The organism is Arthrobacter terricola (genome assembly GCF_004354015.1).
GTDB lineage: Bacteria > Actinomycetota > Actinomycetes > Actinomycetales > Micrococcaceae > Arthrobacter > Arthrobacter terricola.
Map to the genome: position 1 here is coordinate 36,947 of NZ_SMRU01000008.1, position 26,799 is coordinate 63,745.

Here is a 26,799-nt window from a genome sequence, read left to right on the forward strand (position 1 = left end):
GCCTGTCGCTCTGCCCAAGTGGTTCAGGCGGCCCGTCCGGCCCCGAGGGTACTGGAATCTCCAATGCGGGACGGCAGGATGGCGACGGTGTCGTCCGCCGGCGCGTATTCGACCCTGACTGGAAGCTCGTGGATCCTGGCGTAGCCTTCCAGTTGTTCCAGCGCGTCCGGGTCAACAAGGGCACGCGACAGGTCCACCTCGATGCCGAGGCCATCCGCGAGGCGGCTGGTGCGCTGCACGATGGGGTAAAGCCCTTGAAGGCTTGACGAGGTCACATGACCCGTCGCTGCTATCTGGATCTGTTCGCCGTCGAGGTCGACTCGAACAACCACGGAGAGCCTGTCGCTGGCCAATACACTGCCTTTCATCGGTTCGCTGCCACGCTGCAGCCTCCCCAGCATAGGCAGCTAATGTGACCTGCGCAACATTTATCTCGGAAATCACGTTGGTCACACCTGTCACAGACGTCCCTCAGTAAGCAGCCGCCGCAAGCTCACGAGGCCGCCAAGGTTCCGCCTTTCAAACAAGCAATAAAGTCATCCGCAGCCGGGTGCCTTCCCGGACCGCGGGCTACATGCAGTTCGGTCTGCGGCCTTCCCACCAGCGGCCGCGTGGTCACTCCGGGCATGTTGAATCTCCGGACCGATTCCGGCAGCACCGAGATCCCCAAGCCGGCCGCGACAAGGCCGAGGACGGTTTCCTGGTGGATCGCCTGCTGAACCACGGTTGGCGGCGTCGGGAGCGACTCGAAGACGCGGAGGACCCGCGACACGAAACCTGGCATAAGCCGGTAGGGGAAGAGGATCATCGGCTCCCCCTCGAGGTCTTGCGGGCGGATTTCCGCGGAACCTGCCAGGGGGTGCGCTTCCGGGAGGACCACCACCAGGTCTTCAGTACCGAGCAACTCGATGTCCAAGCCGGGGATGTCGCCCGGGTCGCGGACGAGCCCCAGGTCCAGGTTCCCGTCCAATAGTTGCTCGATCTGCTCACCGCTCGTGAGGGGATTCAGGACCAGGTCCACGCGTGGTCGCTGCTGCCGGAAGGTGCGGATGGCTTCGGGAACCGTGGTGTAGCTCGCCGAGCTGACGAACCCGACCCTGATCTTGCCGCTCCTCCCGGCGGCGACGTCGGCAACCTCCCCGCCAGCGCCGTCGAGATCCGCGACGGCGGACTGGATGCGGTCCCTGAAGGCTTGACCTGCCGGGGTCAGCGACACGCGGCGCGTAGTGCGGTCGAAAAGCTGTACGCCGAGCTCGTGCTCGAGCCTACGGACCGCGACAGTCAGGGGTGGCTGGGTCATGTGCAGGCGTTCGGCGGCGCGGCCGAAATGCAGTTCTTCCGCGACCACCAGGAAGTAGCGGAGCTGGCGGAGTTCCACGAGGATCCTTCCGGATTATTTCGTTGGATATTAATAATTGACCATTAAATGATATCCGCCCGGCAGAAAGTCACCCTTCCCCTGACCGGGATAAGAAGTCACCATAGAGGGAGGAAAAGCCGCCCGTTCTAAGTCGAGGAACAATGGCTGAGGTTTTGGCGCAGGCAACCGCTTTCAAGCGGCTCTTTATGTGGAGGATGATTTTTGTCCTCTCTGGGGGGATGTTCCTGGATGGCTACATCCTGGGGATCGTCGGTCCGGTGGCCGGCAGCCTGACAGCCGATCTGGGCTTGTCGACGGTCTGGGAAGGGTTGATCGCAGCCGGCCCGTTGTTCGGGATTTTCTTCGGTTCCCCTATTGGCGGGTGGGCCGCCGACAAGTTCGGCCGCAAGCCACTATTCCTGATGGACATGGCGCTTTTCGTAATTGCCTCGGGCATGCAATTCTTCGTCGATTCGCCTGGTTTGCTGTTCGTGGTGCGGCTATTGATGGGCGTCGCCATCGGCATGGAGTACTCCGTGGGCTGGCCGCTGATGTCGGAGTTCGCCCCGGCCAACCTGCGCGGACGGCTGATGGGCGTCACCTTGGTTGCCTGGTACACGGGCTTCATGGTTGCGTATGCACTCGGCTACTGGCTGGTCAACGCCACGAGCCTAGGGTGGCGCACCATTCTGGGCACGAGCACACTGCTCGCGGTGGTCTTGTTCCTGGCCCGGTTCGGCCTTCCCGAGTCGCCGCGTTGGCTGTGGAACCAGGGTCGCGCGGACGAGGCCAAAGCCGTCGCGCACAAGTACATGCAACATGCCGCGGAAATGTCCGACGTCGAGCACGAAGACACCCGCAAAGGCACGCTCGGGATGCTGTTCTCGAGCCAGTACTGGCGGGCGACGCTCTTTGTCTCGATGTTCTGGTTCTGCGCCGTGGCACCGTACTTCGCGATCGCCACATTCGCCGACACCGTGCTTCAGCAATACGGCTTGAGCGGCGGCTTGGCAGGCGGGGTGGGCCTCTCCGCAGTCGCCCTCGCGGCGGTGATTCTCACGGTCCTGTTAATCGACAAGGCCGGTCGCCGCGTGCTGACCGTACCGCCGCAATGGGTGTGCGCTGCGCTGCTCGCGGTCATCGGTCTGTGGGGCGGGGCGCCCCCGGTCATCGTGCTGGCTTTGTTCCTCGCATTCTCGTTCTTCAACGCCATGTACAACACACTGACAGGCGTCTATCCGGGCGAGGTCTTCCCCACCGAGGTCCGGTGCGTCGGCACCGGATTCGCGGCCGCGGTCAGCCGGATCGGCGCCGGAACCGGCACATTCCTGCTGCCGTGGTCGATGGCGAACCTCGGCCCCGCGGTGTCCATGCTGATTGCTGCCGGCATCGCCTTGGTTGGCGCCGCCCTCTCGCAGTGGTTGGCACCGGAGACCAAGGGGAAGAGCCTCACGGAAACCGCCGCCGGGCTCTCGCACTAGCGGGAACCGAGCCCCGCATTCCCGCGCAGGAACGGAACCAGTTCTTCAAGCACCGGTCCGGCCGGCGAAAGTGTTGAAGCATGGGAACGCCCGGGCAGTTCGACAAAGCGGGCATTGGGCATGAGTTCCGCGGCGCGCTTCGATTGCTCAAGCCGCTGCGGGTCGCCCGTCCCGGCGAAAAGGAGCGCAGGGAGCGCGAGTTGCGCGAGAACCGCCTCCGGCAGCCCCTCCCCCGCCTCGGTGGCCTCGAAATACGCAGCCAGCGCACCGGCGTCGTTCGCTAGGAACGCCGCGCGGCTCGCCGGGTCCAGCACGTTCCCGGCTGCCGCGAAGCCGTCCGCGAACGCCGTCATGCCACCCGAGCGGATCGCGTCCAGATACCCGGAAAAGAACACCTTTTCGACCTCGCCGCGCTGCGATCGGTAGGTGCCGCCAAGCGTCGCGAGGCTTGCGATCCGCGCGGGAGCGGCCGCCGCAAGGGCAAAGCCGACGCGCGCCCCGAACGAATACCCGACGACGTGCGCCCGCTCCGCGCCCACGGCATCCATCACCGCAAGCACGTCCTCGATAACGAGGGGCATTCGATACGCCTCCGGGTCATAGGGCTTGCCGCTCCGCCCATGACCCCGGAGATCCACGCGCACCACTGTAAATCCGTCGAGAGCCTGGACGTACCCGAGTCCGCGCCAGATCGCGCGTGAAAGCGCCGAACCGTGGAGGAGTACGACGGCGGGACCCTCACCCGCCGCGTCGAAGGCGATGGGAGTTCCGTCGGTTGGATTGCTCGTGGTGCTCACGCTGAAACCCTATCGAAGTCGACGAAGCTCAAGTTCCCGCGATTCGCCGCAGTGGGAACCTTTTACACCGGCGAAATATCGGGGTCTTGACGAACGAAGAATAAAACGCGAAACTTTTCTCATATGTGATTGCCGTCTCAAGGCGTCAACCCCTCCGGAACCCCGGACCAAGCAAAGGTGGAACAATGGCAACGACCCTCGAACTCACAGTCCGCAAGGCAGAGTGGACCCGGCCGCCGAGGGAACTCGTCCGCGCGTTCGAGGCCTTCCCGGTGGCCAACATCGGGGACGCCATGGAACGCCTTGGCCTGGTGGACGGCAACATCAACCCCGTCTGGGCGGGAGCGCATTGCGTGGGCTCGGCCCTGACGGTCCTGGGGGCGGCCGGCGACAACGCCGCCGTCATCGAAGCATTGAACTACATCGAGCCCGGCGACATCGTGGTCATCAACGGCTTCGGCCACGAGCACCGCGCACTGGTCGGCGAACAGCTTTCGCAGCGTTTCGAGGCTGCCGGAGCCACCGGCGCGGTCATCGACGGCTACATCCGGGACCGAGCAACCATCACTTCCATCAAATTCCCAGTCTTCGCACGCGGCACCACCCCGGCGGGACCCTTCAAGAACGGCCCCGGCGTGATCGGTGAACCCGTCGCGATCGGCGGCATCGTGTGCGCCGCCGGTGACATCGTCGCCGCTGACGATGACGGCGTCGTGGTCATCCCCCAGGCCCGTGCGGCCGAAATCCTTGAACTCGTGAAGGCCGTGGCGATCCACGAAGCCGAAATGACCGCAGAAATCACCCGCGAGTACAGCTAACCCACCACCTTCCATCCCCAATCACGGGACCTAAACTGAGAGAACCACCCAATGTCTAATTCATCGACGGAATCAGTGAACCTGAACACCGCACAGATAAAGGTCGTCACCGCCGACGGCAAGATGGTGCGCAAGGCTACTTTCGCCGGCACCATGGGCTCCTTCGTGGAGTGGTACGACTACGGCATTTACGGGCTCCTGACCACGTACCTTGCCGTGAACATCATGGGCTCCAAAGATGTCGGATCCCTCCTGCTGACCAACGTCGGCTTCCTGGTCAGCTTCCTGGCCCGACCCTTCGGCGGCCTCATCTGCGGCTTCCTCGGCGACAGGCTGGGCCGCAAGAACCTGCTCGCCGTGCTCTTGCTCCTCATTTCCGCCTCCACGGCTTGCATCGGCCTGATTCCCTCGTCCTCGGTGATCAGCTGGGCCGCCCCGGCCCTGTTGATCCTGTTCCGCATCCTGCAGGGCTTCTCCGCGGGCGGCGAGGTTGCCGGCGCAATGGCGTTCGTGGGCGAATACGCCAACAACCGCCACCGCAACTTCGCGCAGAGCTTCATCGCGGTCGGCTCATTCTTCGCCCTGTTCTTCGGCAGCACCCTCTCGGCGATCCTCATCACGACCCTCGGCGACGCGAACATGAGCGGCTGGGGCTGGCGGATTCCGTTCATCGTGGCGCTGCCACTGGGCTACATCGGCTTCTATATCCGATCCAAGATGGAGGACACACCCCACTTCAAAGCCCTCCGTGAGCGCAACGTCGTCGAACGCAATCCGCTCAAGACCGTTTTCACGTCGAAGAAGCACCTCGCCGCCATCGCGCTGACCATCTTCCTCCCCGCGGTCAACGGACCCGGCTACTACCTGCTCTTCGCCTACATGCCGACGTACCTCAAGACCTCCCTCGGTGCGAACAACTTCACGATGCTCGGCGCCCTCCTCGTCACCGCGGCCAGCCTCGTTGCCATCATCATCGCCATCCCGATCATGGCGCGGCTCTCGGACCGCTACGGCCGCAAGCCCATCCTCGCCTGGTCCGCGGTCGGCACGGCGGTGCTCTCCTACCCGTCCTTCCTCATGATCACCACAGGCAACATGACCCTTGCTTCCATCGGCGCGGTCATGATGGCACTGGCCTTCTCGGGCCACGCCGCCGTGGTCCACACGGTGCTCACCGAGCTGTTTCCGACGACGGTCCGCTACAGCGCCTACAGCATCGGTTTCAACGTGAGCACCATCATCTTCGGCGGCAGCGCACCGCTCGTCATGACCGCAATCATCAGCGCCACCAAAAACTCGATGATTCCCGGATATTTCTCGATCGCAGCGTCGGTCATTACCCTCGCGACGGTCTTCTTCCTGAAGGAAACCAAGGGCCAGCCGCTGCGCACCCACTAATAAAACGCGTACGACGGCGGCCTGCCGCCCTTGCCGGTTGGCCGCCGTCGTCGGAGCATAGCAACCACAACCAAGAAACCTGGGAGCCATTGTGAGCATCAACTCTGTCGCCGTCGTCGCAGACCTCGGCGAAAGCTACGGAAACTACACCATCGGCGACGACGACGCCTTGCTGGGCCTGGTCACCGCTTCCAACATCGCTTGCGGCTTCCACGCCGGAGACCCCCGCGTCATGGACGCCACGGTCAAGGCGTGCGTCGAGCGCGGCATCGAACTGGGCGCGCACCCCGGATACCCGGACCTCGTGGGCTTCGGACGCCGCCTCATCGAGGCCAGCGAAGAGGAGATCCGCACGGACGTGCTCTACCAGATCGGCGCGTTGGACGCCTTTGCCCGGATCCACGGCGGCAAGATCAGCCACGTAGCCCCCCACGGCCGCATGGGCAGCATCGCCCAGACCGACGCCAAGCACGCCCGCGCCATCACGGACGCCATCAAGGCCTACGATCCTTCGTACATCGTGATCTGCCAGAACGGTTTGCTGGCAGATGAGTCCCGCAAGCGCGGCCTCCAGGTTGGCTATGTGTTCCTTGCGGACCGTGGCTACGGCGAGGACGGTATGCCCGTCTCGCGCAACACCAAAGGCGCCCTCCTGCACGACCCCGAGGAAATCGGCCGTCGCGTGGTGCAGGTGGTCACCGAAGGCACCGTTCGCGCCGTCACCGGCAAGGTTGTCCCCCTCGGCCACGATGCCGACGTCGTACTCCTCCACGGCGACCACCCGCAGGTCCTCGAGAACGGCACCGCCCTCCGCGCCGCGTTGGAAAAAGCCGGTATCAAGGCGACCGGCCTGCAGGAGGTCCTGGCCGAAAAGGCCCGCCTGGCCACCGTCTAAACAGTCCCTGTCCACCCTCCAGCACAACAAGTCCAAGGAACCATGAGTACGCAACCAGCGCCCGGACAGCCCCGGCAACCGCTCGACGTCAAGGCAGTCCCTTTCGGCGACTCGGCGCTCATGGTCAGCGTGGCCGCGGACGACGACGAAGCGCGCCAGGCCGGCAGCCGAAGGTTGCGGGAAATCCTCCTCGAAGTGCAGCCGCACGGGCTGCTGGACGTGGTGGCCGGCGTAGATTCGCTCCTTGTGGAGTTCGACTGCCTCGCAATCAGCCATGACCAGTTGGCCCAAACCGTCCGGCTCGCCGCAGCTGGCAGCGGTGCCGGGACCGCAGGACACGCCCACGGCAGCGAGCATTTCGTCATCCCCATGGTGGTCAACGAGGCCTTCGCGCCGGATCTTGCGGATGTTGCAACCGAACTGGGCATCAGCCCGGAGGCCGTGCTGGGCCACTTGGAAGCTTCGGTGCTCTCGATCAACCTGCTTGCCTCGGCCATGGCTCCCATGATGGGTCGGGTGCAGTTTCCGGGCCAGGTCAGCCGTTGCCGGGAGCCCCGGACCAACGTGGATGCCGGTTCCGTGATGGTGGCCGGAACCAACGCCATCATCCAACCTTTCCCGGGCCCAACAGGGTGGAAAGTCATCGGGCGCACTCCCCTGACCATCTGCGATATCCGGGAAAATCCGCCTACCTCGTACAAGCCCGGAGACACGGTGCAATTCAGCGTGGTTCCCGAAAGCGAGTGGGAAAAACTGCAGGGGCAGTTCCTCCGCGCGGCCCGCGGGCAGTCCGCGGCAGCACCGGCGTCGTCCGCAACCGCCACCGAAAGGGAAAACTGATGTCCGCCGCTGAACGCAGCGTCACGCTGGAGGTCCGCGAGAATGCGTGGCTGGCCACGTTCCAGGACCTTGGCAGGGAACAGTCCGAGGCCCTCGGTGTTCCTTGTGGCGGAGCGGCGGACCAGCACTCGGCGTCCGTCGCCAACATCCTGGTGGGCAATCCGCGCGCGGCCACGAGCGTCGAAATGATGGGCGGACGGTTCGCCTTCGACACCTCCCAACCGGTACTGATCGCGGTCACGGGAACACCTGCCGACGTCACCGTCAACGGCAACGAAGTGCCGATGTGGGAACCGGTGTGCATCCCGGCGAACGCGCGAGTGGTCATCGGCAACGCCCGTCACGGAATGCGCAACTACTTGGCATTCGGCGGGACGCTGGTCACCGAGCGCTTCATGGGAAGTGCCTCCCCGGAGGCCCGCATGGGCTTTCCACAACAGATATCGGCCGGCCAGCGCCTCGAGTTGCTGACGCGCTACACCGGTTTTGAGCATCCTTTCCTCACGCAGCCCTTGTTCCGGTTGCCGGTGCCGATCCCCTCGTTCGAGCAGCCGGTGTGGACCGTGGACATCGTGGAGGGTCCGGAAACAGACGCCGCGCCGGGAATCCGGGAACTGCTCGCTTCCCGCGAATACACGGTGACGGCGAAGTCGAACCACGTTGGCCTGCGTTTGGATGGGCCGGTGGTGCATCCCGAGGGCCTGGGCGAAATCGTCTCGCACGGCGTTCCGATCGGGGCCTTCGAGATCCCGCACGGGGACGAGCTCATTATTTTGGGGCGCTACCGAACCCTGACGGCCGGCTACCCGATCGTCGCCTTCGCGACTAAGGCGTCCTTGCCCATGCTGGGCCAGGCAAGGCCGGGCCAGCGGATGGCCTTCCGGTGGGTAGCCAATGACGCCGCCGTGGAGAGCCACCACGAGGCCCAACGGCTGCTCCATGCCTTGGAAGAGCGGGTGCAGAGCCTGTTCGGCGCGCTCGACCTGCCGCACGGCGCGATCCCGGTTCCGGCCCCCGCCGCGGCTTGAACCACGGCCGTAATAGCACTTGACCAGCACGTCAAACAAATGAGAAACTTTTCGCATATGTGAATTGAATCGCACCATCTACGAAACTCCAGGAACGGAACCATGGGACTTCTTGAAGGCAAAGTCGCCGTCATCACCGGCGCGGGAACAGGTATGGGGCGCTCCACGGCGTCGCTTCTGGCGTCCGAGGGAGCGCGCGTCGTCCTGGTCGGTCGCCGCCTCGCCGTCCTGGAAGAACTCGCCGCGGAGATCAATAACGACGGCGGCACGGCCCACGCGCGCAGCGCGGACGTCTCGTCAAAGAACGACGTCGATGCCTTGGTCGCGTGGGTCGCTGACACTTTGGGGCCGGTAGACATCCTGGTGAACAACGCAGGCAGCGCCAGCAAGGTCCTCAACGTCAGGTGGATCAGCCAGGAAGAATGGAACCAGGTCCTGGACGTCAACCTCAACGCCGTCTACCTGCTCACGCAAGCTGTCCTTCCGGGAATGCTCGCCCGCAACACCGGCACCATCATCACTGTATCGTCGCTGGCAGCCGTCAATCCCAACCTGCTGGGCGGCGCCGCATACGGAGCCGCGAAGGCCGCAGTCCGGAACTTCATGACCTATTTGCACAACACCTTCCGCAACGAAGGCTTGCGCGCCATCACCATCCTCCCGGGCGAAACCGCCACCCCCATCCTGGACAACCGTGCCCGGCCACCGCGGGCGGAAGAACGCGACGCCATGGTCCAGCCCGAAGACGTTGCGCGCGCCATCCACCTCGTAGCAACCCTGCCGCAGCGGACCGTGGTCCAGGAGCTCGTGATCGCGCCCACCATCCAACGGGACACCTCGGGCGACCTCGAAATCAGCCGCTGGGCCGGCGCTCCCGCGGAGGACCGGCCATGAAACCCCGGCACCTATACAGGTCCCCAAGCGGCGCCCCCGTCCACCCCCCTACCCGAAGCAGGACTGTCATGACCCTCGAACCCTCCACCGCCGTCGCCACCTTCCAGCCTTCCGAGGCTGTGCTGCGGGTCCAGCGGACGTCCCTACGCGTCCAACAGCCGCAATCCAAAGGCGACCTCGTTTCCCTGGCCATGGGCGAACCGGATTTCGACACCCCCCAGCAGGTGCGCGCAGCTGCTGCCCGTGCCCTTGAAGAGGGGCATACCCACTACTCGCCGTTGCTCGGCGAGCTGGTGCTTCGCGAGGAGCTGGCTGCCCGTATCGGCCGGCTCCTCGGCGGAGTGGCCAGCCCCAGCGACGTGCTCATCACCCAAGGCGGCACCGCCGGCCTCTCCGCGGCAATCCTCGGAATCGTGAACCCCGGTGACAAGGTGGTCATTCCTAATCCCACCTATTCGCTGTACGCGGACCTCGTCAGCATGGCCGGTGGCACCATCGTGCCCGTTCCCCTCGCTGACGACCTCCACTGGGACCTTGAAGCGCTTGCCAATGCCTTGGACGGAGCGAAGATGTTTGTCTTCTGCAACCCGTCCAACCCCACCGGAATCGTCCACTCCCGGCGCGAGCTGGAAGCCCTCGCGGACATGGTGGCCGGCACAGACACCCTGGTCCTTTCCGATGAGGCTTACAGCGACCTCGTCTACACGCCCGAGCCCTTCACTTCCGCCCTTGAAATCGAAGGACTGGCCGGCCGGACCATCTACTGCCAGACGTTCTCGAAGAGCTACGCCATGACGGGCTGGCGCGTCGGCTATTTGTGGGGTCCTTCGGACGTCATTGCCTCGGCGGCCCGCGTCCACAACACGTTCAACGGCTCCATGAACACCGCCGTCCAGCTCGCCGCGCTGACCGCGCTCAAGACCTGCGGACCGGACATCGAACGCATGCACGCCTCGTACGCTGTCCGCCGCGAGCTCATGTTCGAAGGGCTCAGCCGGATTCCCGGCCTCACCGTCAGCTCCCCGGAAGGCGCGTTCTACCTCTTCCCGAAGTACGACGTCGACATGCCCGCGGCGCAGATGGTGGCGCACCTGCGCGAGTTCGGAGTGGCCGTTCGCCCCGGCAGCGAATTCGGACGGCACGGCGAACATCACCTTCGGCTCTCCTACGCGGCCAGCGCGGAGGCAATCGGGCTCGGTGTCGAGCGGATCGCGGCCGGCCTCGCTGCCCTGGCGTAGCCCGCATGACCCTCGCCGATGCCCCGGCCGGGCTGCGGGTGGACATGAAACGCAACAGGTCACTTTTGGTATCTGCCGCCGGCCGGCTCTTCGGAGCCGGCCGTTCGGCCACCATGTCCGACGTCGCGTCCGCCGCGGGAATATCGACGGCGACTGCCTACCGTCATTTCGCGTCAGTGGACGACATTCTCGCCGCTTACCGCTTCGAAGTCGGCCGCGAACTCCTCGAATTCACCAAGGCCCAGGAAAGCTGCGGACTCGAGCTACTTAAGGCCGTCTGCAGGAAATGGGTTGAACTCGTGGTCCAACATGGTGAATCCATGGTCCACACCCGCTCGGCCGAGGGATACCTAGCCCGCGTTCGCGGCGGCGCCTACTACCTCACGGTGCAAGCGGAAGCCCTCGAGCGGCCGTTGGAAGAGGCCTGCAAAGCACTTGGCATCCCCTACCCCGGAGACGAAGCCCTTTTCCTGTGGAACGGGTTCTTCGACCCCCGGGAAGTCTTCGATCTCATTCGGAGCCTGGGACTGTCCGTGGAGCACGCGTCCGCCCGGTTGGTGCGGACCCTGACGGCGGCCCTGGCAGGGTGGTCCGGGTCCAGGATCTAAGCTAGGAGGTGAAGAAAGGGTGCCATCAATGCGTAGTGACACACAGCGCAACCGCAGGGAACTGGTCAAGGCTGCGGGACATCTTTTTGCGTCCCGTCGGGGACCGATCAGCATGACCGACGTCGCCAAGCAGGCGGAAATTTCCTCCGCTACGGCGTACCGGCATTTCGCTTCAGTAGAGGACATCCTGGCCGAATACCGCTTCGGCGTCGGCGAAAAGCTACGCGACTTCAGCTTGAAGCAGGACGCCTCCGGCGTGGAACTCCTGACGATCGTGAGCCGCAAATGGGTTGACCTGGTGACCCGCCATGGCGGGGCCATGCTGTACACCCGTTCCGGCGAAGGCTACTTGGCCCGCCTGCGGAAAGGCGCCTTCTACCTGACGGTCCAGGCGGACGCCTTGGAGCGCCCCTTGCGCGAAGCCTGCGAAGAATTAGGGTTGCCGCCTATCGGCGACGAAGCGATGTTCCTCTGGAATATCTTGTTCGACCCCCGTGAAATCCTCGACCTGATCAATACCGTGGGCCTCAACAAGGACCAAGTGACAAGCAGGCTGGTTTCTGCCCTGAAGGGTGCCCTCACCGGGTGGAGCGAGGACCGGAACCGGGCCTAGGACCCGTCGCGGGCCTGATAAGCTCGCGGACCCGTTCAGCGGGCAGCGACGTCAGTGCCGCGATCCTGAAAACATCCATGAGGCCCGATTGAAGGCCTTTCAACGCGTCGCCGCGCAAGCGCCGCAAGCACGACTCTTTATGTTCCAGCGCTTCGTCCATCTGACGGACTATGGCGGCCAAGCGGGCGAGGTGGACCGCAGGCTCGGCCCCTGGGTAGTGGTGGTCCCGGTACGCCCCGCCGAGGCGCTTGACGTCGGCCGCCCGTATTCCAACCACGGTGGAAATGGCGGACAAGGAAACCTTGTCCGCGAGGGCTGCGGCGATCGTTTCGTTACGCTTATTGAGGAGGCTACGGACGAGGCTGTCCGCGCGGGCACGTGAAGCCCTCGATTCCGCGAGCCTTAGCTCAAGCGGAGTGAGTCGGCGTTTGGCCGGAATCGTTTCGCGGCGCGGCCGCGCTTCAGCGACGTAGGTCATTGCGCCTGAAGCCCGCGACGAACTGCCAGATCACCGCTGCACTGCGGTGGGTTGGCATGATGCTGCCTTCCAACACCCGCACATCGGCGTCCCTCTCCCCCGCCGGAGCCCAAATGCCACTGACGGGACAATGGCTCCCTGTTCCTGCAACAAGCCGACCCTTGAGGCTATGGACATCGAACAGCGTGGTCTCCATCGGAATCCTTTCGTCGCAGCATGCGGAGTCGCCCAGGCCTCTCTGCCGGGCGCCGAAACTTCTGGATTAAGCCTAGGATCGGCGGGTGGAAAAATCAAGAAATTTTTCTCATTTGAATTATTGTTCTCAAATCTTGGAGCAGGGTTGGGTCGACGCGAGAAAAGAGCGAGCGGCAGACCGTCGGGGTATACCAATATGTATACTCAATTGCTCTAGCCCTGGAATATGCTGGGTCTCGTGTCTGCTACGACCATCAAGGTCCCGCACGAGCTGCGCGACCGAATCAACCACGACGCCGGGGAACGGGGGCTCTCTGCCGCCGCCCTGCTGACGGAACTCCTGGACGGCTATGAGCGTTCACGCCGCTTCGAGGCGATCCGGGAGGCATATGGACGACTCCCGGAGGACGACACCTATGCACAGGAGACGCGACTCTGGGACGAGACGTCCGGCGACAGCCCGGCCGATGCCTGACTTGGAACGCGGCCAGATGGTCTGGGTCAACTTCAATCCCTCAAAAGGCAGTGAACAGGCCGGGCACCGGCCAGCCCTGGTGATCGCGGACCCTGCCACCATGAAGTCCATCGACCTTTGGCTGCGCGACTTCCTTGGACTGCCCTGATCGGAGCGCGGCAGGACCTGATAGGACTTACTCATCTGTGCGACAGGCCCAAGGCGTGGGTGGGGCGGCGTTCGCGGACGACGGGGGCAGGCGTCAGAGGGGTGGATGTGAGCCCTATCAGATGCGCGGTCCCGCCGGCAGCGTACACCGAGAGGCCGGTACTCGAGGGATCGGGGAAGATCTGCTCGGCAAAGGTCACCTCACCTCGCTGGGCGAAGACCTCGACCGAGCCTGCGTCCAGGTAGATCCGGAGGCGCAGCCGGTCGCCCACCAGGCCGACCGGGGCCCGGTCGGCGGACGGGAACAGCGGATGGAGGTCGGCCCCGGACGCGCGTCGGTCGAGCGTGAGCTCGCCGCGTTCGACGTCGTAGACCAGCCGTGTCCCTTCCTCGCCCCCCTGCCGGAATACCAACCCGAACTCCGTGGCGGAGCCAGCGTCGAATGTCGCCTCGATCAGGCACGGCTCCGTGCCGCACTCCAGCGGGAGGGAGCGAACGCCCTCGGGCACATCGAGCAAGCCCAGGGATTGCTTGGGGCCGGAGGATTCGAGTCCGGGCACGACGCGCTGTTCGAGGACGAGGCGGCCTCCCCGGGCACGGAGGGCGGCCTCGCGGGGAAGGGCCATGGCGCCGCGCCAGGGGGAGGTTGGCAGGCTGCGCGCATAGTCCCAGTTGTTCATCCACCCGACGAGGATGCGGCGGTCCTCGGGGGCGTTGTTGTACGAGACGCTCGCGTAGTAGTCCCGGCCGAAGTCGAGCCATTCGTACTCCGTATCAGCAGCGCCGTCGTCCGCGGACTCGCCGTGGGAGGCGGGAGAGAAGGTGGTGCCGTCGAAGTCGCCCAGGAAGTAGACCGCGGCGGAGCCGCCCTGGCCTTCCTCGCGGTTGAAGTTGATGATGAGGACCCATTTCACGTCGGCCGGGTCCCCGTTGACAGGGAGGGGGAACATGTCCGGGCATTCCCAGATATGCCCCACTTTGCCCTTGGACTCGAAGTCGCTCAGATGGCTCCAGGTGAGTAGGTCGTCGGAGCGGTAGAACACGGCCTTCCGCTCGACCGCCTCGACCGCAACCATGACCCAGTACGACCCGGCAGGGCCGGTGTAGCGGAACACCTTTGGGTCGCGGAAGTCGCGCGAGTTCCGGTCCAGTACCGGGTTGCCGTCGTGCTTTGCCCACGTGTCGCCGCCGTCGAGGCTGTAAGCGAGCGACTGGGCCTGGACCCCGTGGTGCGGAGAGTCCTCCGCGTACGCGCTCGTGTAGACGGCCACGAGCGGAGGTCTGCCAGGGCCGCCGAAGCCGCTCGTGTTGCCCTCGTCGACCACGACGCTGCCGGAGAAAATCTGTTCCTGGTCGTCGCACGGGATCGCGACCGGACGGTCGCTCCAGTGGATAAGGTCGGACGAGACCGCGTGCCCCCAGGACATGTTCGCGTGGTCCCTTCCGTACGGATTGTTCTGGAAGAAGAGGTGGTAGAGCCCGCCGGCATGGACAAGGCCGTTGGGGTCGTTGATCCACGTGTCGGCGGCCGTGTAGTGGATCTGGGGTCGGTAGGCTTCCTCGCCGAAGGAAGGGGGCGAAGTCGGTTCGGTCATGGTCTTCTTTCAGATTGTTCAGCGGGGAAGGGCCCGGGCTCGCCCACGGCGTGGAGCCTGGAGGCACGGTGCGGTCAAGGTCCACGCCGTCGGTTAGTACGCCGCGTTTGGGTCAGCGGAAGGAGCCTGCGGTGACGCCCTCGATGAAGTAGCGCTGAGCGAAGATGAACAGGAGCACGCTTGGGATCATCGCGAGGACGACCCCGGCGAGGACGACCGAGATCGATCCGGTCCCGAGGTTCCCCTGGAGTCCCACCAGGCCCAGCGGCAGCGTGAAGTTGTCCTGCGACCGCAGGAAGATCAGCGGCCGGTAGAACTCCGCCCAGAATCCGGAGAAGTTCAGGATCGCCAGCGTCGCGACGGCCGGGCTGGCCATTCTCGCGTAGACGAGCCGGAACACCTGGAAGTGGGACGCCCCGTCGATGCGGGCCGCCTCGCCGAGCTCCCTGGGCATCTGCATGAAGTACTGGCGCATCAGGAATGTCCCGAAGGCGCTGCCAAGCGCGGGGATGATCAGGGAGGCGAGGTTGTCCGAGAAGCCGAGGGCGTTCACGATCACGAAGACCGGGATGATGATCGTCTGCAGCGGGACCATCATGGTGGCAAGGAACATGGCGAAGATCGTGTTCTTCGCCGGGAACTGGACCATCGCGAACGCGTACCCGGACAGGGTGCAAGTGATTGTCTGCCCGGCCACGATCAGCACAGTGACGATCGTGCTGTTGAAGAAGAACTGTCCTATCGGGATCTGCGAGAACACGGCGCTGTAGTTGCTGAAGTCGGGCTGCAGCGGCAGCCACCCGGGCGGGTTCGTGAAGGCCTCGGCAGGGGTGCGCAGCGAGGTCGTGAGCGTCCACAGCAGCGGTCCTAGGGCGAACACCGCGGCTATGACGAGCACGACGATGCCGATGAGGCTGCCCATCTTGAACGCAGGCCGGCGCCCGGCAGTAACTTGGATTGTCATTGGTAGAACACCAGCTTCCGTGCGGCGATGAATTGGAGGCCCGTGATGGCGAGGATGATCAGCAGCAGCACGATCGCGATCGCCGAGGCGTACCCGAACTGAAGGTTCTCGAAGCCGGACTGGTACATCGTGATCGTCGCTGTCGTGGTCGCGGTGCCCGGCCCGCCCTTGGTCATGATGTAGGGCTGGTCGAACAGCTGCATCGCGTTGATCATCGCCACCACGCTGGCAAACAGGATCGACGGGCTGATCAGCGGGATCTTCACCCGGAACAGGGTCCGCATCGGGCCGGCGCCGTCGATCGCGGCGGCCTCCAGCACTTCCCGCGGCACCGACATCAGCGCCGCGACGAACATGACGAAGGTGAAGCCGACCTGCTGCCACACCGTCACGGCCACGATGGTCACCATCGCGCCCACGGGGCTGGTGAGCCACGGAACCGACGGCACGCCGAGGAGGTTGAGGTAGTAGTTGATGACGCCGAACTTGGCATCGAACATGTACCCCATGAAGATCGACACGGCCGCCGTGGAGGCCAGGAGCGGCAGGTAGAACGTGGTGCGGAAGAACGCCTTCGACCACGCGTGTTTCCTCTGGTTGACCAGCACCGCCAGGCCCAGGCCGAGAACCAGCTGGAGCACGACGATGGCGACGGCCAGGACGAGGGTGACTCCGAAGGATCGGAGCACGGACTGGTCCTGGGCCAGCTGTGCGTAGTTCGCCAGGCCGACGAACTTGGGAGGGGTGATCACGTCCCACGACACGAAGGACAGCACCAGGGAGGCGATGATCGGGATGAAGGTGAAGATGGCCACGAACACCACGGCCGGGGAGATCATCAAGAACCCGAAGATCCCCTCGCGGCGTGCCCCCCGCAGCGCCCCTGGGCGACGGGCGCTGGGGCGCGGCGGCGCGATTGCGGGTTTCAGCTTTTGAATCTGGGTTGCCATTAGGAGCCTGCCGCGGCCTTTTCGAAGTCGGACTGCATGCCGTCCAGCGCCGCCTTCGCGTCTCCGGAGGAGATCGCCTGGGTGGTGCGCTGGTTCAGGGACGTCGCAAGCGCGTTGTAGTACGGCGGGGCCGAGATCGGCACCGATCCGTCAAGCTGGTCGTAGAAGACAGACCAGTTCGTCGGGCCCGTGGTCTTATACCGGTCTGCGGTCATGAGGGACTTGCGGCCAGGCGTTGTGACGTTGCCCGGGAAGATCAGGTCGAAGCTCTCCGGCTTGACCATCATTTTCACGATCTCCCAGGCAAGATCCTTGTTCTTCGAGGAGTTGAAGATGCCGTACCCGCCGGCACCGAAGAGGGACCTGTTGCTCTTCCACGTCGGGAACTTCTGCACCTCGAAGCTGCCGTCCTTCATCCCCGCGTTGTGGAGTCCGCCGGCCCAGAAGCCGCCGCCGATCGTCATGCCGATGCGGCCGGAGGAGAACAGGCCCTGCAGGGTCGCCCCGCCCCCGACGTCGGGCGAGGGCGAGAGGCCGGAACGCTGCAGGTCGATGACGTACTCGAGGGCCTCGACCGCGGCCGCGGAATTCGCCGTCGGGGTTCCCCATTTCCAGCCGCCGCCGCGGCCGGCGACCGCGGACGGCTGGTTCGCGTAGGCCTTGGACCACAGCCAGTCGCCGCCAGTGTACTTGCCCTCCTCGAGGAGGTTGCCGTTGTTGGCGTACAGGAACGAGGTCCAGCTGCCCCACAGGCGCACGACCCAGTCAAAGGAGTTGACGTTGCCGCCCGCCCGGGAGATCTTCGTGGCGTAGTTGTGGAAGTCGTCCATCGTCCACCCTGCGGTCGGCGCGCTGAGGCCCGCCTGCTGTACAAGGGAGGTGTTGTAGAACATGCTGCCCGCGTTGAAGCTGTCCGGGAGCTCGTAGAGATGCCCCTGGAACATCATCGACTCAAGGAGCGCCGGATGGGTGTCGTCGAAGTAGCTCTGCAGCGACGACAGATCCTTGGTGACGTAGCTGTCCAGCGGGATCAGCAGGTCCTTGGACGCCATGAGCTGCAGGCCCTCGGTGGCGACGCTGACGATGTCGGGCGCCGACCCGGACGCGATCTGCGTGAGCACCTTCGCGAGGAAGTCGTTCCAGTCGGTGCCGTTGATGCCCGTGACTTCCAGCTTCGCGCTCTTGTCCAGCTGGCTGATCTGGGGCTGAAGCGCGTTCTGCAGTGCGGTGGCAGCGCTCTGCTGGCCGAAGAACAGCATCTTAATTGTGCCGCCGGACGATGCGCTCCCGGCGGCCGAGGAGCATGCCGCCAAGGAGGCTAGTCCGGCAGCGGCGAGTCCGGCGCCGCCGAATTTCAGCAGGGTGCGCCGATTGATGGAAGGGTCGAACGTGTTCACTGTTTCCCGCTCCGCTCTGAGCTAGTTCTGGCCGGGTTCCGCCCGGCCAATACGTATTGACGGCACCACCGTACCCGCGCGGCAGGGCTCGCACAATACGTATTGGGAAAATTCCCCAATACGTATTTGCATCTGGCATACTGAGGTTCGAGGGAGGGTCGATGGAGAGCCGAAGAAGTGCAAAGCAGTCCCGCCGCGTGACCATGAAGGACGTCGCCCGTCGCGCGGGCGTGTCCCAGCCGACGGTGTCGTTCGTCCTCAACGACCGGCAGGACGTCTCGGTCGCCGCCGAGACGCGGGTCCGGGTGCTGGAGGCTGCCAGGGAGCTGGGCTTCCAGCCCAACCGGGCCGCGCAGTCCCTGCGTTCGAACCGGTCCTTCACGGTGGGGGTGATCGCCGACCGGGTCGTCTCGCAGCCTTACGCCGGCCAGATCATCCTCGGTGTGCAGCAGGCCGTCCAGTCGTCCGGATACGTGTGCTTCGTCGTCGAGACCGCCGAGATGCCCGACGGAGGCAAGTCGGCGGTGGAGAGGCTGCTTGCGCAGGGTGTCGCAGGGCTGGTCTACGCCGCCCCCGGGGCGGAGCCCGTGCGGGCCGCGGAGGCGCCGGAGGACACGCGCATGGTATTCGTCAACTGCTGGCCGTCGAACAGGTCTGACGCGGCGATCGTCCTCGCCGACGAGTACCAGGGAGGCCGGGACGCCGCAGCCGCGGTGTTCGCCGCGGGCCACCGGCGCGTGGCATTCCTCGGAGGCCCCCAGGACGACTACGCCTGCATGGAGCGTGCGCGCGGCCTCGACGACGCTGCCCTCGCGGCCGGGCTCGACCCCGCATCAGTCAGCCGCGCGTACGGCACCTACCTCGTTGGTTCGGGCTATGACCTGACCCTCAAGATCCTGGCCGGGGACCGTCCGACCGCGCTCGTGTGCGGCAACGACCGGATGGCCGTCGGGGCGCTCCTGGCACTCCATTCGGCCGGCCTGAGCTGCCCGGACGACATCAGCATCGTCGGCTTCGACGACCAGCCGGACCTCGCCGACCAGATGCACCCGCCGCTCACCACAGTGGCGCTCCCTCACCAGCGGATGGGGTTCGAAGCAGGAAGCCTGCTCCTCGGCCAGGAGGCACCAGCCGGCCGGCATCTCGTCGCCTGTGAATACATCAGCAGGGGATCTCTCGGAGCCCCACGACCCGAAGGACACCGATGACTTCAGAGAGCACCCACTTCCGGCCTGCTGCCGGCTATGTCGGAGACGTCATACCGTTCGAGCACGACGGCGTGGCCTGGCTGTTCTACCTGCTCGACGAACGCCCCGATGCCGCCCCGACGGAACGGGAGGCCGGGATGCCCTGGGCAACCGTCACCACCTCCGACTTCGCACGATTCGAGGACCGCGGCGTGGTGCTGCCCTCCGGGGGACGCGCCGCCAGTGACTTCGACTGCTACACCGGCAGCGTCGTGACCGACGACGACGGGCAGCTTCACCTGTTCTACACGGGGCACAATCCCCGGATCCGCGTCCAGCAGGACGGCTCGCAGGTCGACGCGCAGGTCGTCTGCCACGCCACCTCCGACGATGACCCCGCCCAATGGTCGAAGCATCCGGAATGGGACTTCGGCGCCCCCGAGGGGTACGCGCCGGGAGACTGGCGCGACCCGTTCGTCTTCCGCACCAGGCCGGGCGAGCCGTGGCAGATGCTGCTCGCCGCAAGACGCTTGGACGCCCCCTACCGCCGATCGGGGCTCGTGGCGCGCCTGGTCTCCGAAGACCTCGTCCATTGGCGGGAGGCGGAGCCCCTCTGGGAGCCGCACCGCTTCATCACCCAGGAATGCCCGGACGTGTTCCAGTGGGGCAAGTGGTGGTACCTCGTATACTCGGAGTTCTCGGACTCCTTCTGCACCCGCTACCGCATCGCGGACTCACCCGAGGGGCCATGGCGCGCACCGGCGGACGACAGCGTCGACGGCCGGGCGTTCTACGCCGCCAAGACCGTCGAGCTCGACGGCGGACGCTACTTCGTCGGATGGATCGCCACCAAGGCCGGCGAACGCGACGGCTCCCCCTGGCAGTGGGCCGGCACCATGTCTGTCCTGCAGGCCCGGCAGCGGCCCGACGGGTCTCTGGCCTTCGACCTGCCGACCTCTGTGAAGGACCTCTACAGCCAATCGACAGACATTGCCGGAGACCTCAGCCCGACGGACGGGTCGCACGCGCGACCGGGTGCCGGCGCGGCCGACCGGTACAAGGCATGGCTCGGCCCGCTCCTGCCCACCGAGACGCTCATCCTCGCCGAATTCGACATCCACCCGGGCTCGCAAGCGTGCGGCGTGCTCCTGCGCGCCTCCGACGACGGGGAGCAGGGGTACGCGCTGCGCCTCGAGCCACAGCGGAACCGGCTCGTGCTGGATCGGTGGCCCCGCGGCCGCACCGGGGACGAGCAGTGGCAGATCGAAGGAGACGTCCCGCACGCCGTCGAGCTCGAACGTCCCGTGCAGCTCGCGCCCGGCCTCCACCGGATCGAGATCCACCTCGACAGCGACATCTGCGTCGCCGTCGTCGACGGAGAGGTCGCGTTGAGCGCCCGGCTCTACGACCGCACCAGCGGGCGCATCGGCGTATTCGCCCAGGACGGGGGATTCGACCTCGCCCGGCTCGAGCTCCGCGAACGCGCACTGGCGTAGCGCGCCGACGTCCCTCATGGTGGCATTGGCGGATCCGGGTGCACGGGGCGCATGGAACTAGGGTAGTAGTGCTGGGGGATTCCTTCGCCAGCCGGCCCCTTGTGGCCTGTTGCACACCTCGTTCGGCGCTCGGGAGGCATAGTTGTCCAAGGTACAGGGCCAAGGCCGCCGCCCGACGATGCGGGACGTAGCCCGGGCCGCGGGCGTGTCCCCTGCGGCGGTCTCCCAGGTACTGAATGAACGGCCCGAGGCGCGCATCGGGAAGGAGGCGAGGGCCCGGATTCTTGCTGCCGTCGAAGAGCTCGGATTCCGCCCGGACATGACAGGGCGTCAGCTGAGGCTGCAGCGGACGCAGACGCTCGGCCTTATCACCGACGAGATCGCCACGTCGCCCTTCGCCGGACAGATCGTGAGGGCCGCTCACGACGTGGCCTGGGCCAGTGGCAGGCTCGTGTTCCTGGTCAACACCATGGGGGACTCCGACGTCGAGGGAAGGTCGGTGCGCGGGCTGCTCGACCGGCGGGTCGACGGCCTGCTCTACGCCGCCACGTACGTACGCGGAGTGGACGTGCCTCCGGAGACCGGAGAGGTACCAACAGTGCTGGTCAACTGCTTTCCCAGCGCGGCATCGCGCGAGCTTCCGGCGGTGGTCCCGGCAGAGAGGCACGGAGGCGGCCTCGCCATCCGCTGCCTTATCGATGCCGGGCATCGCGATGTGGTCTACCTGGCCGGCGCCGAACATCTGTGGGCGACCCGGGAGCGCGTGGCGGCCTTCATTGAGCACACCCAGGCCTCTGGCCTGTCTTCCAGCGGGAGCCCGGTGCTTTACGGCCCCTACACGATCGACTCCGGTTACGACCGGGCGATCGCCGTCTTGGACGCACCCAGGAGGCCGACTGCCCTTCTCTGCGGCAATGACCGCATCGCGCTCGGGGCCCTGCTGGCGGCGCAGGCCCTCGGACTGGCCGTGCCGCGGGACCTGTCGCTCGTGGGCTATGACGACCAGGAGGAGCTCGCGGATCGGATCCGCCCGGCCCTGACCACCGTCAGCCTTCCGCACTACCGCCTGGGAGAGATCGCCACGCGGGCGCTCCTGGGCCTCATCGAAGGGCAGACTCCGCCGGGGGTGCAGGAAGTGCGCGGCGAACTCATCGAACGCGCCTCGGTCGCATCGCCCCCCTCCCGGCGTTAGGGAAGAACAGCAGCCCCCCTCTTGCGCTCCCGGCTCCGCATACCCCACACTTTGAGAGGCTGATTAATCGAAATATCAGCGCGAGTTGCACTGCGGGCGCTTCTCCCGCGCAGGCGCCGGAGAAGCAACAAGAGATTCCGCCCCACGGCAACCGAAGTTCTGGCACTTTCCCCTCTTCAGCAAGGAGGATCCACGTGTTCCCCTCGAAACGACAACCCAGGGCGATGGCCACGGCGGCCATGGCGATCGCCGCCGGCCTGGCCCTGCCGGCGCTCACCGCCGCGGGCAGCCCGGCGTCAGGGCCGTCCTACAGCGAGCCCTACAGGCCCCAGGTCCATTTCACCCTTCCCCAGAGTTGGATGGGCGATCCCAACGGCCTGGTCTACCGGGACGGCCGCTATTACCTCTACAGTTACGGCAGCTGGCAGGCGGCGACCAGCACGGATCTGGTCCACTGGCAGGACATCCCCGTGACAGGGCCCCAGCCCGACCCCGGCAGCGCGGCCTTCTACTCCGGCAGCGCGGTCGTGGACAAGGACAACACGAGCGGATTCGGCACACCCGGGAACCCGCCGATGGTTGCCATGTACACGAGCCAGATGGCTAATGGGGACGAGACGCAGTCGTTGGCCTACAGCACCGACCAAGGGAAGAGCTGGGCCCGGTACTCCGGAAATCCGGTCCTGGACCTCAAGTCACAGAACTTCCGCGACCCCAAGGTCTTCTGGTACGCGCCGGCCCACAGCTGGATGATGGTGATCGCGCTCTCCGACCAGCACAAGGTCTCCTTCTACCGCTCACCCGACCTGAAGAACTGGTCCCACGTAAGCGACTTCGGCCCTTCGGGCGCGACGACGGGGGTGTGGGAGATGCCAGACCTCTACCAGCTGCCCGTCGACGGGAACCCGAACAACCTGAAGTGGGTGCTCAGCGTCAGCGTAGGCAGCACCGGCGTGCAGTACATAGTGGGCCAATTCGACGGCACAACCTTCACCCCGGACGAGCCCGCCACCTACACCCCACCCACGGGTACCCCTCTCGACAGCTTCGAATCCGGCAGCTACGGGAACTGGACAACAAGCGGCACTGCGTTCGGCACCGCGCCCGCAACCGGCGCCCTGCCAAACCAGCAGGCAGTCACCGGGTTCCCAGACAGCTACGTCGTGAACAGCTTCAACGGGGGCGACGCGTCCACGGGCACCCTCAGCTCGCCGACGTTCACGATCAGCAAGCCCCATCTGAACTTCCGCGTCGGCGGCGGAAACCACCCCTACATCGCCGACACCGTCCCCTTCGGCACCCTGCCGTCAGGGCAGGTCTTCGACGATTTCTCCGGAACCACCTACGGTGCCGGCTGGACAGCGACCGGCTCGTTCGCCAATTCCGGGCCCTCCACCGAAAGTCTGCCGAACCAGCTCGGCCCCAAGGCCCTCGACACGTACGCCCCCGACGGCGATGCCGGGACCGGAACCATCACCTCGCCGACCTTCACAATCAATAGTCCCTACATCGATCTGCAGGTGGCCGGCGGGAACCATCCGTGGGGACAGGCGAACCCGACAGCAGTCAACCTGATCGTCGGTGGCAGGGTCGTCGCGACCACCACCGGCAACAACGCCCCCGACCTCGCCTGGACGAACTGGGGCGTGAGCCAGTACCAAGGCCAGCAGGCCCAGATCCAGGTTGTCGACCAGAACGACGGATCCACCGGATGGGGACACCTCATGGTTGGGGACATCGTCCTCGCCGACGCCCCCGCCAAGCCCTTCGACACCCAGACCTCCGTCAACCTCGTCGTCGATGGACAAGTCGTCCGCTCCACGACGGGTGCCAACAGCGAGGACCTCGACTGGGCCTCATGGGACCTCAGCGACCTCATCGGCAAACAGGCCCAGATCCAGGTCGTCGACCACAACAGCGGAGGATGGGGACACATCCTCGCCGACGACTTCAGCCAGAGCGACGCCCCAGCGCTGAACGCCGTCCAGCGCGCCCACTGGGTCGACTACGGTGCAGACTTCTACGCCTTCAACACCTGGAACAACACGCCCAACGGCCAGCGAATCGGTGTGGCGTGGATGAGCAATTGGGCCTACGCAGGCCAAATCCCCACCAACCCCTGGAAGGGCGCCGAGACATTGCCGCGCACCCTATCCCTGAAGACCATCGACGGCAAGGTGGAACTGGCCCAGGAACCGGTACAGGCGCTCGCGACGCTCCGGGACGGGCCCGCGATCAATGCCAAGGGCGTGACGGCCTCGAACGCGACGACTGCACTCCCCGCGAGCGGCCAAACCCTGGACCTCACCGCGCACCTCACCGCAAGCACAGCATCGAATTTCGGGCTTAACGTGCGCGCCGGAAATGGCCAGTACACACAGATCGGCTACGACACCCACAGCGGCCAGGTCTATATCGACCGGACTCACTCCGGGAAAGTGGACTTCAGCTCCACCTTCCCCGGAAGGCAGACCGCCCCGCTGGCCCTTGACCAGGGCGGGGTGACGCTCCACGTCATCGTGGACGCCTCCTCCGTGGAGGTCTACGCAGACCAGGGGCAGGTCACCCTCACCGACCAGATCTTCCCGGACGCCACGAGCACGGGGGTCAGCCTCTTCGCCGACGGCGGGACTGCCACCCTCGATACCCTCCAGGGTTGGCACCTCAAGTCGATCTGGAACTGAAACTACCCTGCCCGGCACGGCCGAAGGCCGTGCCGGGCAGGTCCACTCCGGGGAATGCCGAGGGGACTGACGCTTTGGCTGGAATCGACCACCGCCAGGACCTCACTGCCCCCTAATGATCCGACGCTGCGTGGCCACCGCAATTGCCGCCGTGCGGTTGTCCACGCCCAACTTGGCGTATATGTGCACCAGATGCGTCTTGACCGTCGCCTCAGAGATGAACAATTTTCGCGCAATAGCCCGGTTGCTCATACCGGTGGCGAGGAGCTCCACGAGTTGGACTTCACGCCCGCTCAATACGGGCATCGGATTCCGGATCCGCCCCACGAGCCGGGCGGCCACCTCGGGCGCCAGTGCCGTCTGGCCCGCAGCCGCGGACACCACGGCCTGGCGGATCTGGTCCGGCGGTGCATCCTTGAGCATGTAACCGCTCGCGCCCGCTTCGATCGCGGCGAGGATATCGGCGTCGTTGTCGTAGGTGGTAAGGATCAGTACGGGTGGCGGGGGAGTACCTGCTTCACCAGCCTTGATCTTCGCTGTCGCGGTCACACCGTCCATGCCCGAACCCATCTGAAGGTCCATAAGAACGAGGTCCACGGGTTCACCCAGGACGTGTAGCTTCGACAACTCCACCAAGGCCGCACCGCCGTCGGACGCTTCTCCCACGACGTCGATGCCCGGGAAGCCGGCGAGCATCGCCCGGAGGCCCGCCCTCACCACGGGATGGTCGTCCACCAAGAGGACCCTAATATTCACCGGATGCCTCCTGTACCGAACCGCGTTCAGGAGCGACCAGGAGTGGGAGCCGGACAGCCACCACGGTCCCCTCCGCTGGCGCCGACTCCACATCCAGCGTTCCTTCCAAGGCCGCGAGCCGCTCGCGCAGGGCTGCAAGTCCGACGCCGGTTCCGTCACCCCGCGATTCCGCAGCCGCGGTTCCGGCCGGATCGAAGCCTATGCCGTCGTCGAACACGTCCATGGTCACCTCGGATTCCAAGAATGAAAGGGTAACGACGGCGGTACTTGCGTGGGCGTGAGCCCACACGTTAGCGAGCAGGGACTGTGCAGCGCGCAGCAGGGTGGCCTGGTGCGGATTCGGGAGCGGAACCGGCGTGCCCTGGAGTTCAAAACGGCAACGCAGCGCCGCTCCACGTGCAGCCGCCTCTGCCTCGGTCTTCGCGCAAAGCCGCTGCAAAGCGTCCGTCAGGCCGGAGTCGACAAGGTCCGGAGAGCGAAGTCCGCGGACGAAGTTCCGTGCCTCCGCCAAGTTGCTGGCGGCGGTTTCCTGGACAGTCCGGAGGCGGTCGCGCGCCGCCGTGTTGTCTCCAGCGTTGAGTGCCTGCTCAGCCGAACGGCCCATGAGGATGATGCTTGAGAAACCCTGGGCCAACGTGTCATGGATCTCGCGGGCGAGGCGTTCACGCTCGGCCAGCATTCCGGCGTCGTGCTGGCTACGCGCCAACTCGGCGCGGGTACGCCGCAACTCCTCGGCGGCGAGTCTCTGGTTGTCCGCCTCGACATAAAGCGCCCTGTATGCCAATCCAGTGACTACCGCGAACGCGGCTCCAAGCACAGGCCCAAGGACTGCGGGAAGCTGCAAGGCGTCCGCCCCGGCGCCGCGGTTGTGGAACCATAGGGCGCCGATCAGGAGTGCCGTGCTGGCCGCGATTGCGGGCAAGGCGAGGCGCCGCGGCAACACATGGAGCTGAAGGAAGAACAACGGAAAGGCGATCCACGCGAAATCCGGGCTGATAAGCACCAAAACGAGCCACAAGCCGCACACCGTGGCGAGCCAGCACCGCGCGTACGGCTTCGGATCAAAGCGCTCGGGGTTGAGGGCATGCCTTTTCTCGAGGACGGTCCCCACCAAATACACGGCGGCAAGCAGAACCGCGCCGGCCAAGCCCGCACCGATGGCTAGCGGGGAGAGACCCGCCATCGCAAGCCTGAGGACCGCGACCAGCAGAAGGACTGCAAAGCCGACGTGCAGGCTGACGCGCAGGACACGCAGGATGGTGGAGGAGCCACTGGGCATGATCCTCAGCCTAATCCCGCTGAGTGACAGATTT

At 65.5% G+C, this 26,799-nt stretch carries 26 protein-coding genes; 16 read left to right on the forward strand and 10 right to left on the reverse strand.

Annotation, left to right across the window (positions count from 1 at the left end; genetic code table 11):
* Positions 1–23: 23 nt before the first annotated feature.
* On the reverse strand, positions 24–353 hold the full coding sequence (locus E1809_RS08180; RefSeq protein ID WP_235835513.1) for a hypothetical protein: 330 nt from the start codon (positions 351–353) through the stop codon (positions 24–26).
* A 140-nt stretch (positions 354–493) separates the two neighbouring features.
* On the reverse strand, positions 494–1,378 hold the full coding sequence (locus tag E1809_RS08185) for a LysR family transcriptional regulator (RefSeq protein WP_133203740.1): 885 nt from the start codon (positions 1,376–1,378) through the stop codon (positions 494–496).
* Positions 1,379–1,521: 143 nt separating this feature from the next.
* On the opposite strand from E1809_RS08185, the gene E1809_RS08190 reads away from it, so the two are divergent.
* Complete coding sequence (locus E1809_RS08190) at positions 1,522–2,841, forward strand: MFS transporter (protein ID WP_235835514.1); 1,320 nt, start codon at positions 1,522–1,524, stop codon at positions 2,839–2,841.
* Here E1809_RS08190 and E1809_RS08195 read toward each other — a convergent pair.
* Complete coding sequence (locus E1809_RS08195) at positions 2,838–3,638, reverse strand: alpha/beta fold hydrolase (protein WP_133203741.1); 801 nt, start codon at positions 3,636–3,638, stop codon at positions 2,838–2,840. The two genes, E1809_RS08190 and E1809_RS08195, sit on opposite strands and share 4 nt — an antisense overlap.
* A gap of 185 nt (positions 3,639–3,823) precedes the next feature.
* Between E1809_RS08195 and E1809_RS08200 the strand changes: the two genes are divergently transcribed.
* The 9 genes from E1809_RS08200 to E1809_RS08240 all read left to right on the forward strand — a co-directional run bounded on the left by E1809_RS08200 (position 3,824) and on the right by E1809_RS08240 (position 11,970).
* The gene (locus E1809_RS08200) at positions 3,824–4,456 is read left to right on the forward strand and encodes an RraA family protein (RefSeq protein ID WP_133203742.1); all 633 of its coding nucleotides are present in this window, start codon (positions 3,824–3,826) and stop codon (positions 4,454–4,456) included.
* Positions 4,457–4,507: 51 nt separating this feature from the next.
* Entirely contained in the window at positions 4,508–5,854 is a 1,347-nt protein-coding gene (locus E1809_RS08205; protein ID WP_133203743.1) for an MFS transporter, read from the forward strand.
* Positions 5,855–5,945: 91 nt separating this feature from the next.
* Positions 5,946–6,749 (forward strand): LamB/YcsF family protein, encoded by an 804-nt coding sequence (locus E1809_RS08210; RefSeq protein ID WP_133203744.1) that lies wholly within the window; start codon positions 5,946–5,948, stop codon positions 6,747–6,749.
* A gap of 42 nt (positions 6,750–6,791) precedes the next feature.
* Positions 6,792–7,589 (forward strand): 5-oxoprolinase subunit B family protein, encoded by a 798-nt coding sequence (locus E1809_RS08215; RefSeq protein WP_133203745.1) that lies wholly within the window; start codon positions 6,792–6,794, stop codon positions 7,587–7,589.
* On the forward strand, positions 7,589–8,617 hold the full coding sequence (locus tag E1809_RS08220) for a 5-oxoprolinase subunit C family protein (RefSeq protein WP_133203746.1): 1,029 nt from the start codon (positions 7,589–7,591) through the stop codon (positions 8,615–8,617). Before E1809_RS08215 ends, E1809_RS08220 begins: the two co-directional genes overlap by 1 nt.
* 102 nt (positions 8,618–8,719) lie before the next feature.
* On the forward strand, positions 8,720–9,511 hold the full coding sequence (locus E1809_RS08225; RefSeq protein ID WP_133203747.1) for an SDR family oxidoreductase: 792 nt from the start codon (positions 8,720–8,722) through the stop codon (positions 9,509–9,511).
* A 68-nt stretch (positions 9,512–9,579) separates the two neighbouring features.
* Entirely contained in the window at positions 9,580–10,749 is a 1,170-nt protein-coding gene (locus tag E1809_RS08230; RefSeq protein ID WP_133203748.1) for a pyridoxal phosphate-dependent aminotransferase, read from the forward strand.
* A gap of 5 nt (positions 10,750–10,754) precedes the next feature.
* Positions 10,755–11,357: a TetR/AcrR family transcriptional regulator gene (locus E1809_RS08235; RefSeq protein WP_133203749.1), complete on the forward strand. Its 603-nt coding sequence runs from the start codon at positions 10,755–10,757 to the stop codon at positions 11,355–11,357.
* Between the two features lie 28 nt (positions 11,358–11,385).
* Positions 11,386–11,970 carry a TetR/AcrR family transcriptional regulator gene (locus tag E1809_RS08240; protein ID WP_133203750.1) on the forward strand — a complete coding sequence of 195 codons (585 nt, stop codon included), beginning with the start codon at positions 11,386–11,388 and terminating at the stop codon, positions 11,968–11,970.
* On the opposite strand, the gene E1809_RS08245 is transcribed toward E1809_RS08240, so the two are convergent.
* The gene (locus E1809_RS08245; RefSeq protein ID WP_133203751.1) at positions 11,936–12,448 is read right to left on the reverse strand and encodes a hypothetical protein; all 513 of its coding nucleotides are present in this window, start codon (positions 12,446–12,448) and stop codon (positions 11,936–11,938) included. The two genes, E1809_RS08240 and E1809_RS08245, sit on opposite strands and share 35 nt — an antisense overlap.
* Positions 12,449–12,881: 433 nt before the next feature.
* On the opposite strand from E1809_RS08245, the gene E1809_RS27045 reads away from it, so the two are divergent.
* Together E1809_RS27045 and E1809_RS08255 are read left to right on the forward strand one after the other, a co-directional pair.
* Entirely contained in the window at positions 12,882–13,118 is a 237-nt protein-coding gene (locus E1809_RS27045; RefSeq protein WP_205754135.1) for a hypothetical protein, read from the forward strand.
* Positions 13,111–13,266 carry a type II toxin-antitoxin system PemK/MazF family toxin gene (locus tag E1809_RS08255; RefSeq protein ID WP_133203752.1) on the forward strand — a complete coding sequence of 52 codons (156 nt, stop codon included), beginning with the start codon at positions 13,111–13,113 and terminating at the stop codon, positions 13,264–13,266. The genes E1809_RS27045 and E1809_RS08255 overlap by 8 nt, the downstream gene beginning before the upstream one ends.
* 31 nt (positions 13,267–13,297) lie before the next feature.
* Here E1809_RS08255 and E1809_RS08260 read toward each other — a convergent pair whose 3' ends face one another.
* The 4 genes from E1809_RS08260 to E1809_RS08275 form a co-directional block, all read right to left on the reverse strand.
* The gene (locus E1809_RS08260; protein ID WP_133203753.1) at positions 13,298–14,860 is read right to left on the reverse strand and encodes a glycoside hydrolase family 32 protein; all 1,563 of its coding nucleotides are present in this window, start codon (positions 14,858–14,860) and stop codon (positions 13,298–13,300) included.
* 112 nt (positions 14,861–14,972) lie between these two features.
* Positions 14,973–15,824: a carbohydrate ABC transporter permease gene (locus tag E1809_RS08265; RefSeq protein ID WP_133203754.1), complete on the reverse strand. Its 852-nt coding sequence runs from the start codon at positions 15,822–15,824 to the stop codon at positions 14,973–14,975.
* Complete coding sequence (locus E1809_RS08270) at positions 15,821–16,774, reverse strand: carbohydrate ABC transporter permease (RefSeq protein ID WP_205754137.1); 954 nt, start codon at positions 16,772–16,774, stop codon at positions 15,821–15,823. The genes E1809_RS08265 and E1809_RS08270 overlap by 4 nt, the downstream gene beginning before the upstream one ends.
* Positions 16,774–18,171 carry an ABC transporter substrate-binding protein gene (locus tag E1809_RS08275; protein ID WP_205754138.1) on the reverse strand — a complete coding sequence of 466 codons (1,398 nt, stop codon included), beginning with the start codon at positions 18,169–18,171 and terminating at the stop codon, positions 16,774–16,776. Before E1809_RS08275 ends, E1809_RS08270 begins: the two co-directional genes overlap by 1 nt.
* A gap of 161 nt (positions 18,172–18,332) precedes the next feature.
* Between E1809_RS08275 and E1809_RS08280 the strand changes: the two genes are divergently transcribed.
* From E1809_RS08280 to E1809_RS08295, 4 genes are all read left to right on the forward strand, one after another.
* Positions 18,333–19,379, forward strand: coding sequence for a LacI family DNA-binding transcriptional regulator (locus tag E1809_RS08280; protein WP_133203755.1), 1,047 nt, complete (start codon positions 18,333–18,335; stop codon positions 19,377–19,379).
* Positions 19,376–20,854 (forward strand): glycoside hydrolase family 32 protein, encoded by a 1,479-nt coding sequence (locus E1809_RS08285; protein WP_133203756.1) that lies wholly within the window; start codon positions 19,376–19,378, stop codon positions 20,852–20,854. Before E1809_RS08280 ends, E1809_RS08285 begins: the two co-directional genes overlap by 4 nt.
* A gap of 142 nt (positions 20,855–20,996) precedes the next feature.
* Complete coding sequence (locus tag E1809_RS08290) at positions 20,997–22,046, forward strand: LacI family DNA-binding transcriptional regulator (protein WP_133203757.1); 1,050 nt, start codon at positions 20,997–20,999, stop codon at positions 22,044–22,046.
* A 194-nt stretch (positions 22,047–22,240) separates the two neighbouring features.
* A complete protein-coding gene (locus E1809_RS08295; protein WP_133203758.1) occupies positions 22,241–24,730 on the forward strand; it encodes a glycoside hydrolase family 32 protein in 2,490 nt (829 codons plus the stop codon).
* 102 nt (positions 24,731–24,832) lie between these two features.
* On the opposite strand, the gene E1809_RS08300 is transcribed toward E1809_RS08295, so the two are convergent.
* Positions 24,833–25,486, reverse strand: a complete 654-nt coding sequence (locus E1809_RS08300) for a response regulator (RefSeq protein ID WP_133203759.1) — start codon at positions 25,484–25,486, stop codon at positions 24,833–24,835.
* On the reverse strand, positions 25,476–26,765 hold the full coding sequence (locus E1809_RS08305; RefSeq protein ID WP_133203760.1) for a sensor histidine kinase: 1,290 nt from the start codon (positions 26,763–26,765) through the stop codon (positions 25,476–25,478). The genes E1809_RS08300 and E1809_RS08305 overlap by 11 nt, the downstream gene beginning before the upstream one ends.
* Positions 26,766–26,799: the final 34 nt, after the last annotated feature.

Excerpts from the sequence above, each read along its gene's own strand:
- E1809_RS08190 (WP_235835514.1), top strand. The coding sequence starts at position 1,522 with ATGGCTGAGGTTTTGGCGCAGGCAACCGCTTTCAAGCGGCTCTTTATG.
- E1809_RS08200 (WP_133203742.1), top strand. The coding sequence starts at position 3,824 with ATGGCAACGACCCTCGAACTCACAGTCCGCAAGGCAGAGTGGACCCGG.
- E1809_RS08205 (WP_133203743.1), top strand. The coding sequence starts at position 4,508 with ATGTCTAATTCATCGACGGAATCAGTGAACCTGAACACCGCACAGATA.
- E1809_RS08215 (WP_133203745.1), top strand. The coding sequence starts at position 6,792 with ATGAGTACGCAACCAGCGCCCGGACAGCCCCGGCAACCGCTCGACGTC.
- E1809_RS08220 (WP_133203746.1), top strand. The coding sequence starts at position 7,589 with ATGTCCGCCGCTGAACGCAGCGTCACGCTGGAGGTCCGCGAGAATGCG.
- E1809_RS08225 (WP_133203747.1), top strand. The coding sequence starts at position 8,720 with ATGGGACTTCTTGAAGGCAAAGTCGCCGTCATCACCGGCGCGGGAACA.
- E1809_RS08230 (WP_133203748.1), top strand. The coding sequence starts at position 9,580 with ATGACCCTCGAACCCTCCACCGCCGTCGCCACCTTCCAGCCTTCCGAG.
- E1809_RS08235 (WP_133203749.1), top strand. The coding sequence starts at position 10,755 with ATGACCCTCGCCGATGCCCCGGCCGGGCTGCGGGTGGACATGAAACGC.
- E1809_RS08240 (WP_133203750.1), top strand. The coding sequence starts at position 11,386 with ATGCGTAGTGACACACAGCGCAACCGCAGGGAACTGGTCAAGGCTGCG.
- E1809_RS08245 (WP_133203751.1), bottom strand. The coding sequence starts at position 12,448 with ATGACCTACGTCGCTGAAGCGCGGCCGCGCCGCGAAACGATTCCGGCC.
- E1809_RS08255 (WP_133203752.1), top strand. The coding sequence starts at position 13,111 with ATGCCTGACTTGGAACGCGGCCAGATGGTCTGGGTCAACTTCAATCCC.
- E1809_RS08260 (WP_133203753.1), bottom strand. The coding sequence starts at position 14,860 with ATGACCGAACCGACTTCGCCCCCTTCCTTCGGCGAGGAAGCCTACCGA.
- E1809_RS08265 (WP_133203754.1), bottom strand. The coding sequence starts at position 15,824 with ATGACAATCCAAGTTACTGCCGGGCGCCGGCCTGCGTTCAAGATGGGC.
- E1809_RS08270 (WP_205754137.1), bottom strand. The coding sequence starts at position 16,774 with ATGGCAACCCAGATTCAAAAGCTGAAACCCGCAATCGCGCCGCCGCGC.
- E1809_RS08280 (WP_133203755.1), top strand. The coding sequence starts at position 18,333 with ATGGAGAGCCGAAGAAGTGCAAAGCAGTCCCGCCGCGTGACCATGAAG.
- E1809_RS08285 (WP_133203756.1), top strand. The coding sequence starts at position 19,376 with ATGACTTCAGAGAGCACCCACTTCCGGCCTGCTGCCGGCTATGTCGGA.
- E1809_RS08305 (WP_133203760.1), bottom strand. The coding sequence starts at position 26,765 with ATGCCCAGTGGCTCCTCCACCATCCTGCGTGTCCTGCGCGTCAGCCTG.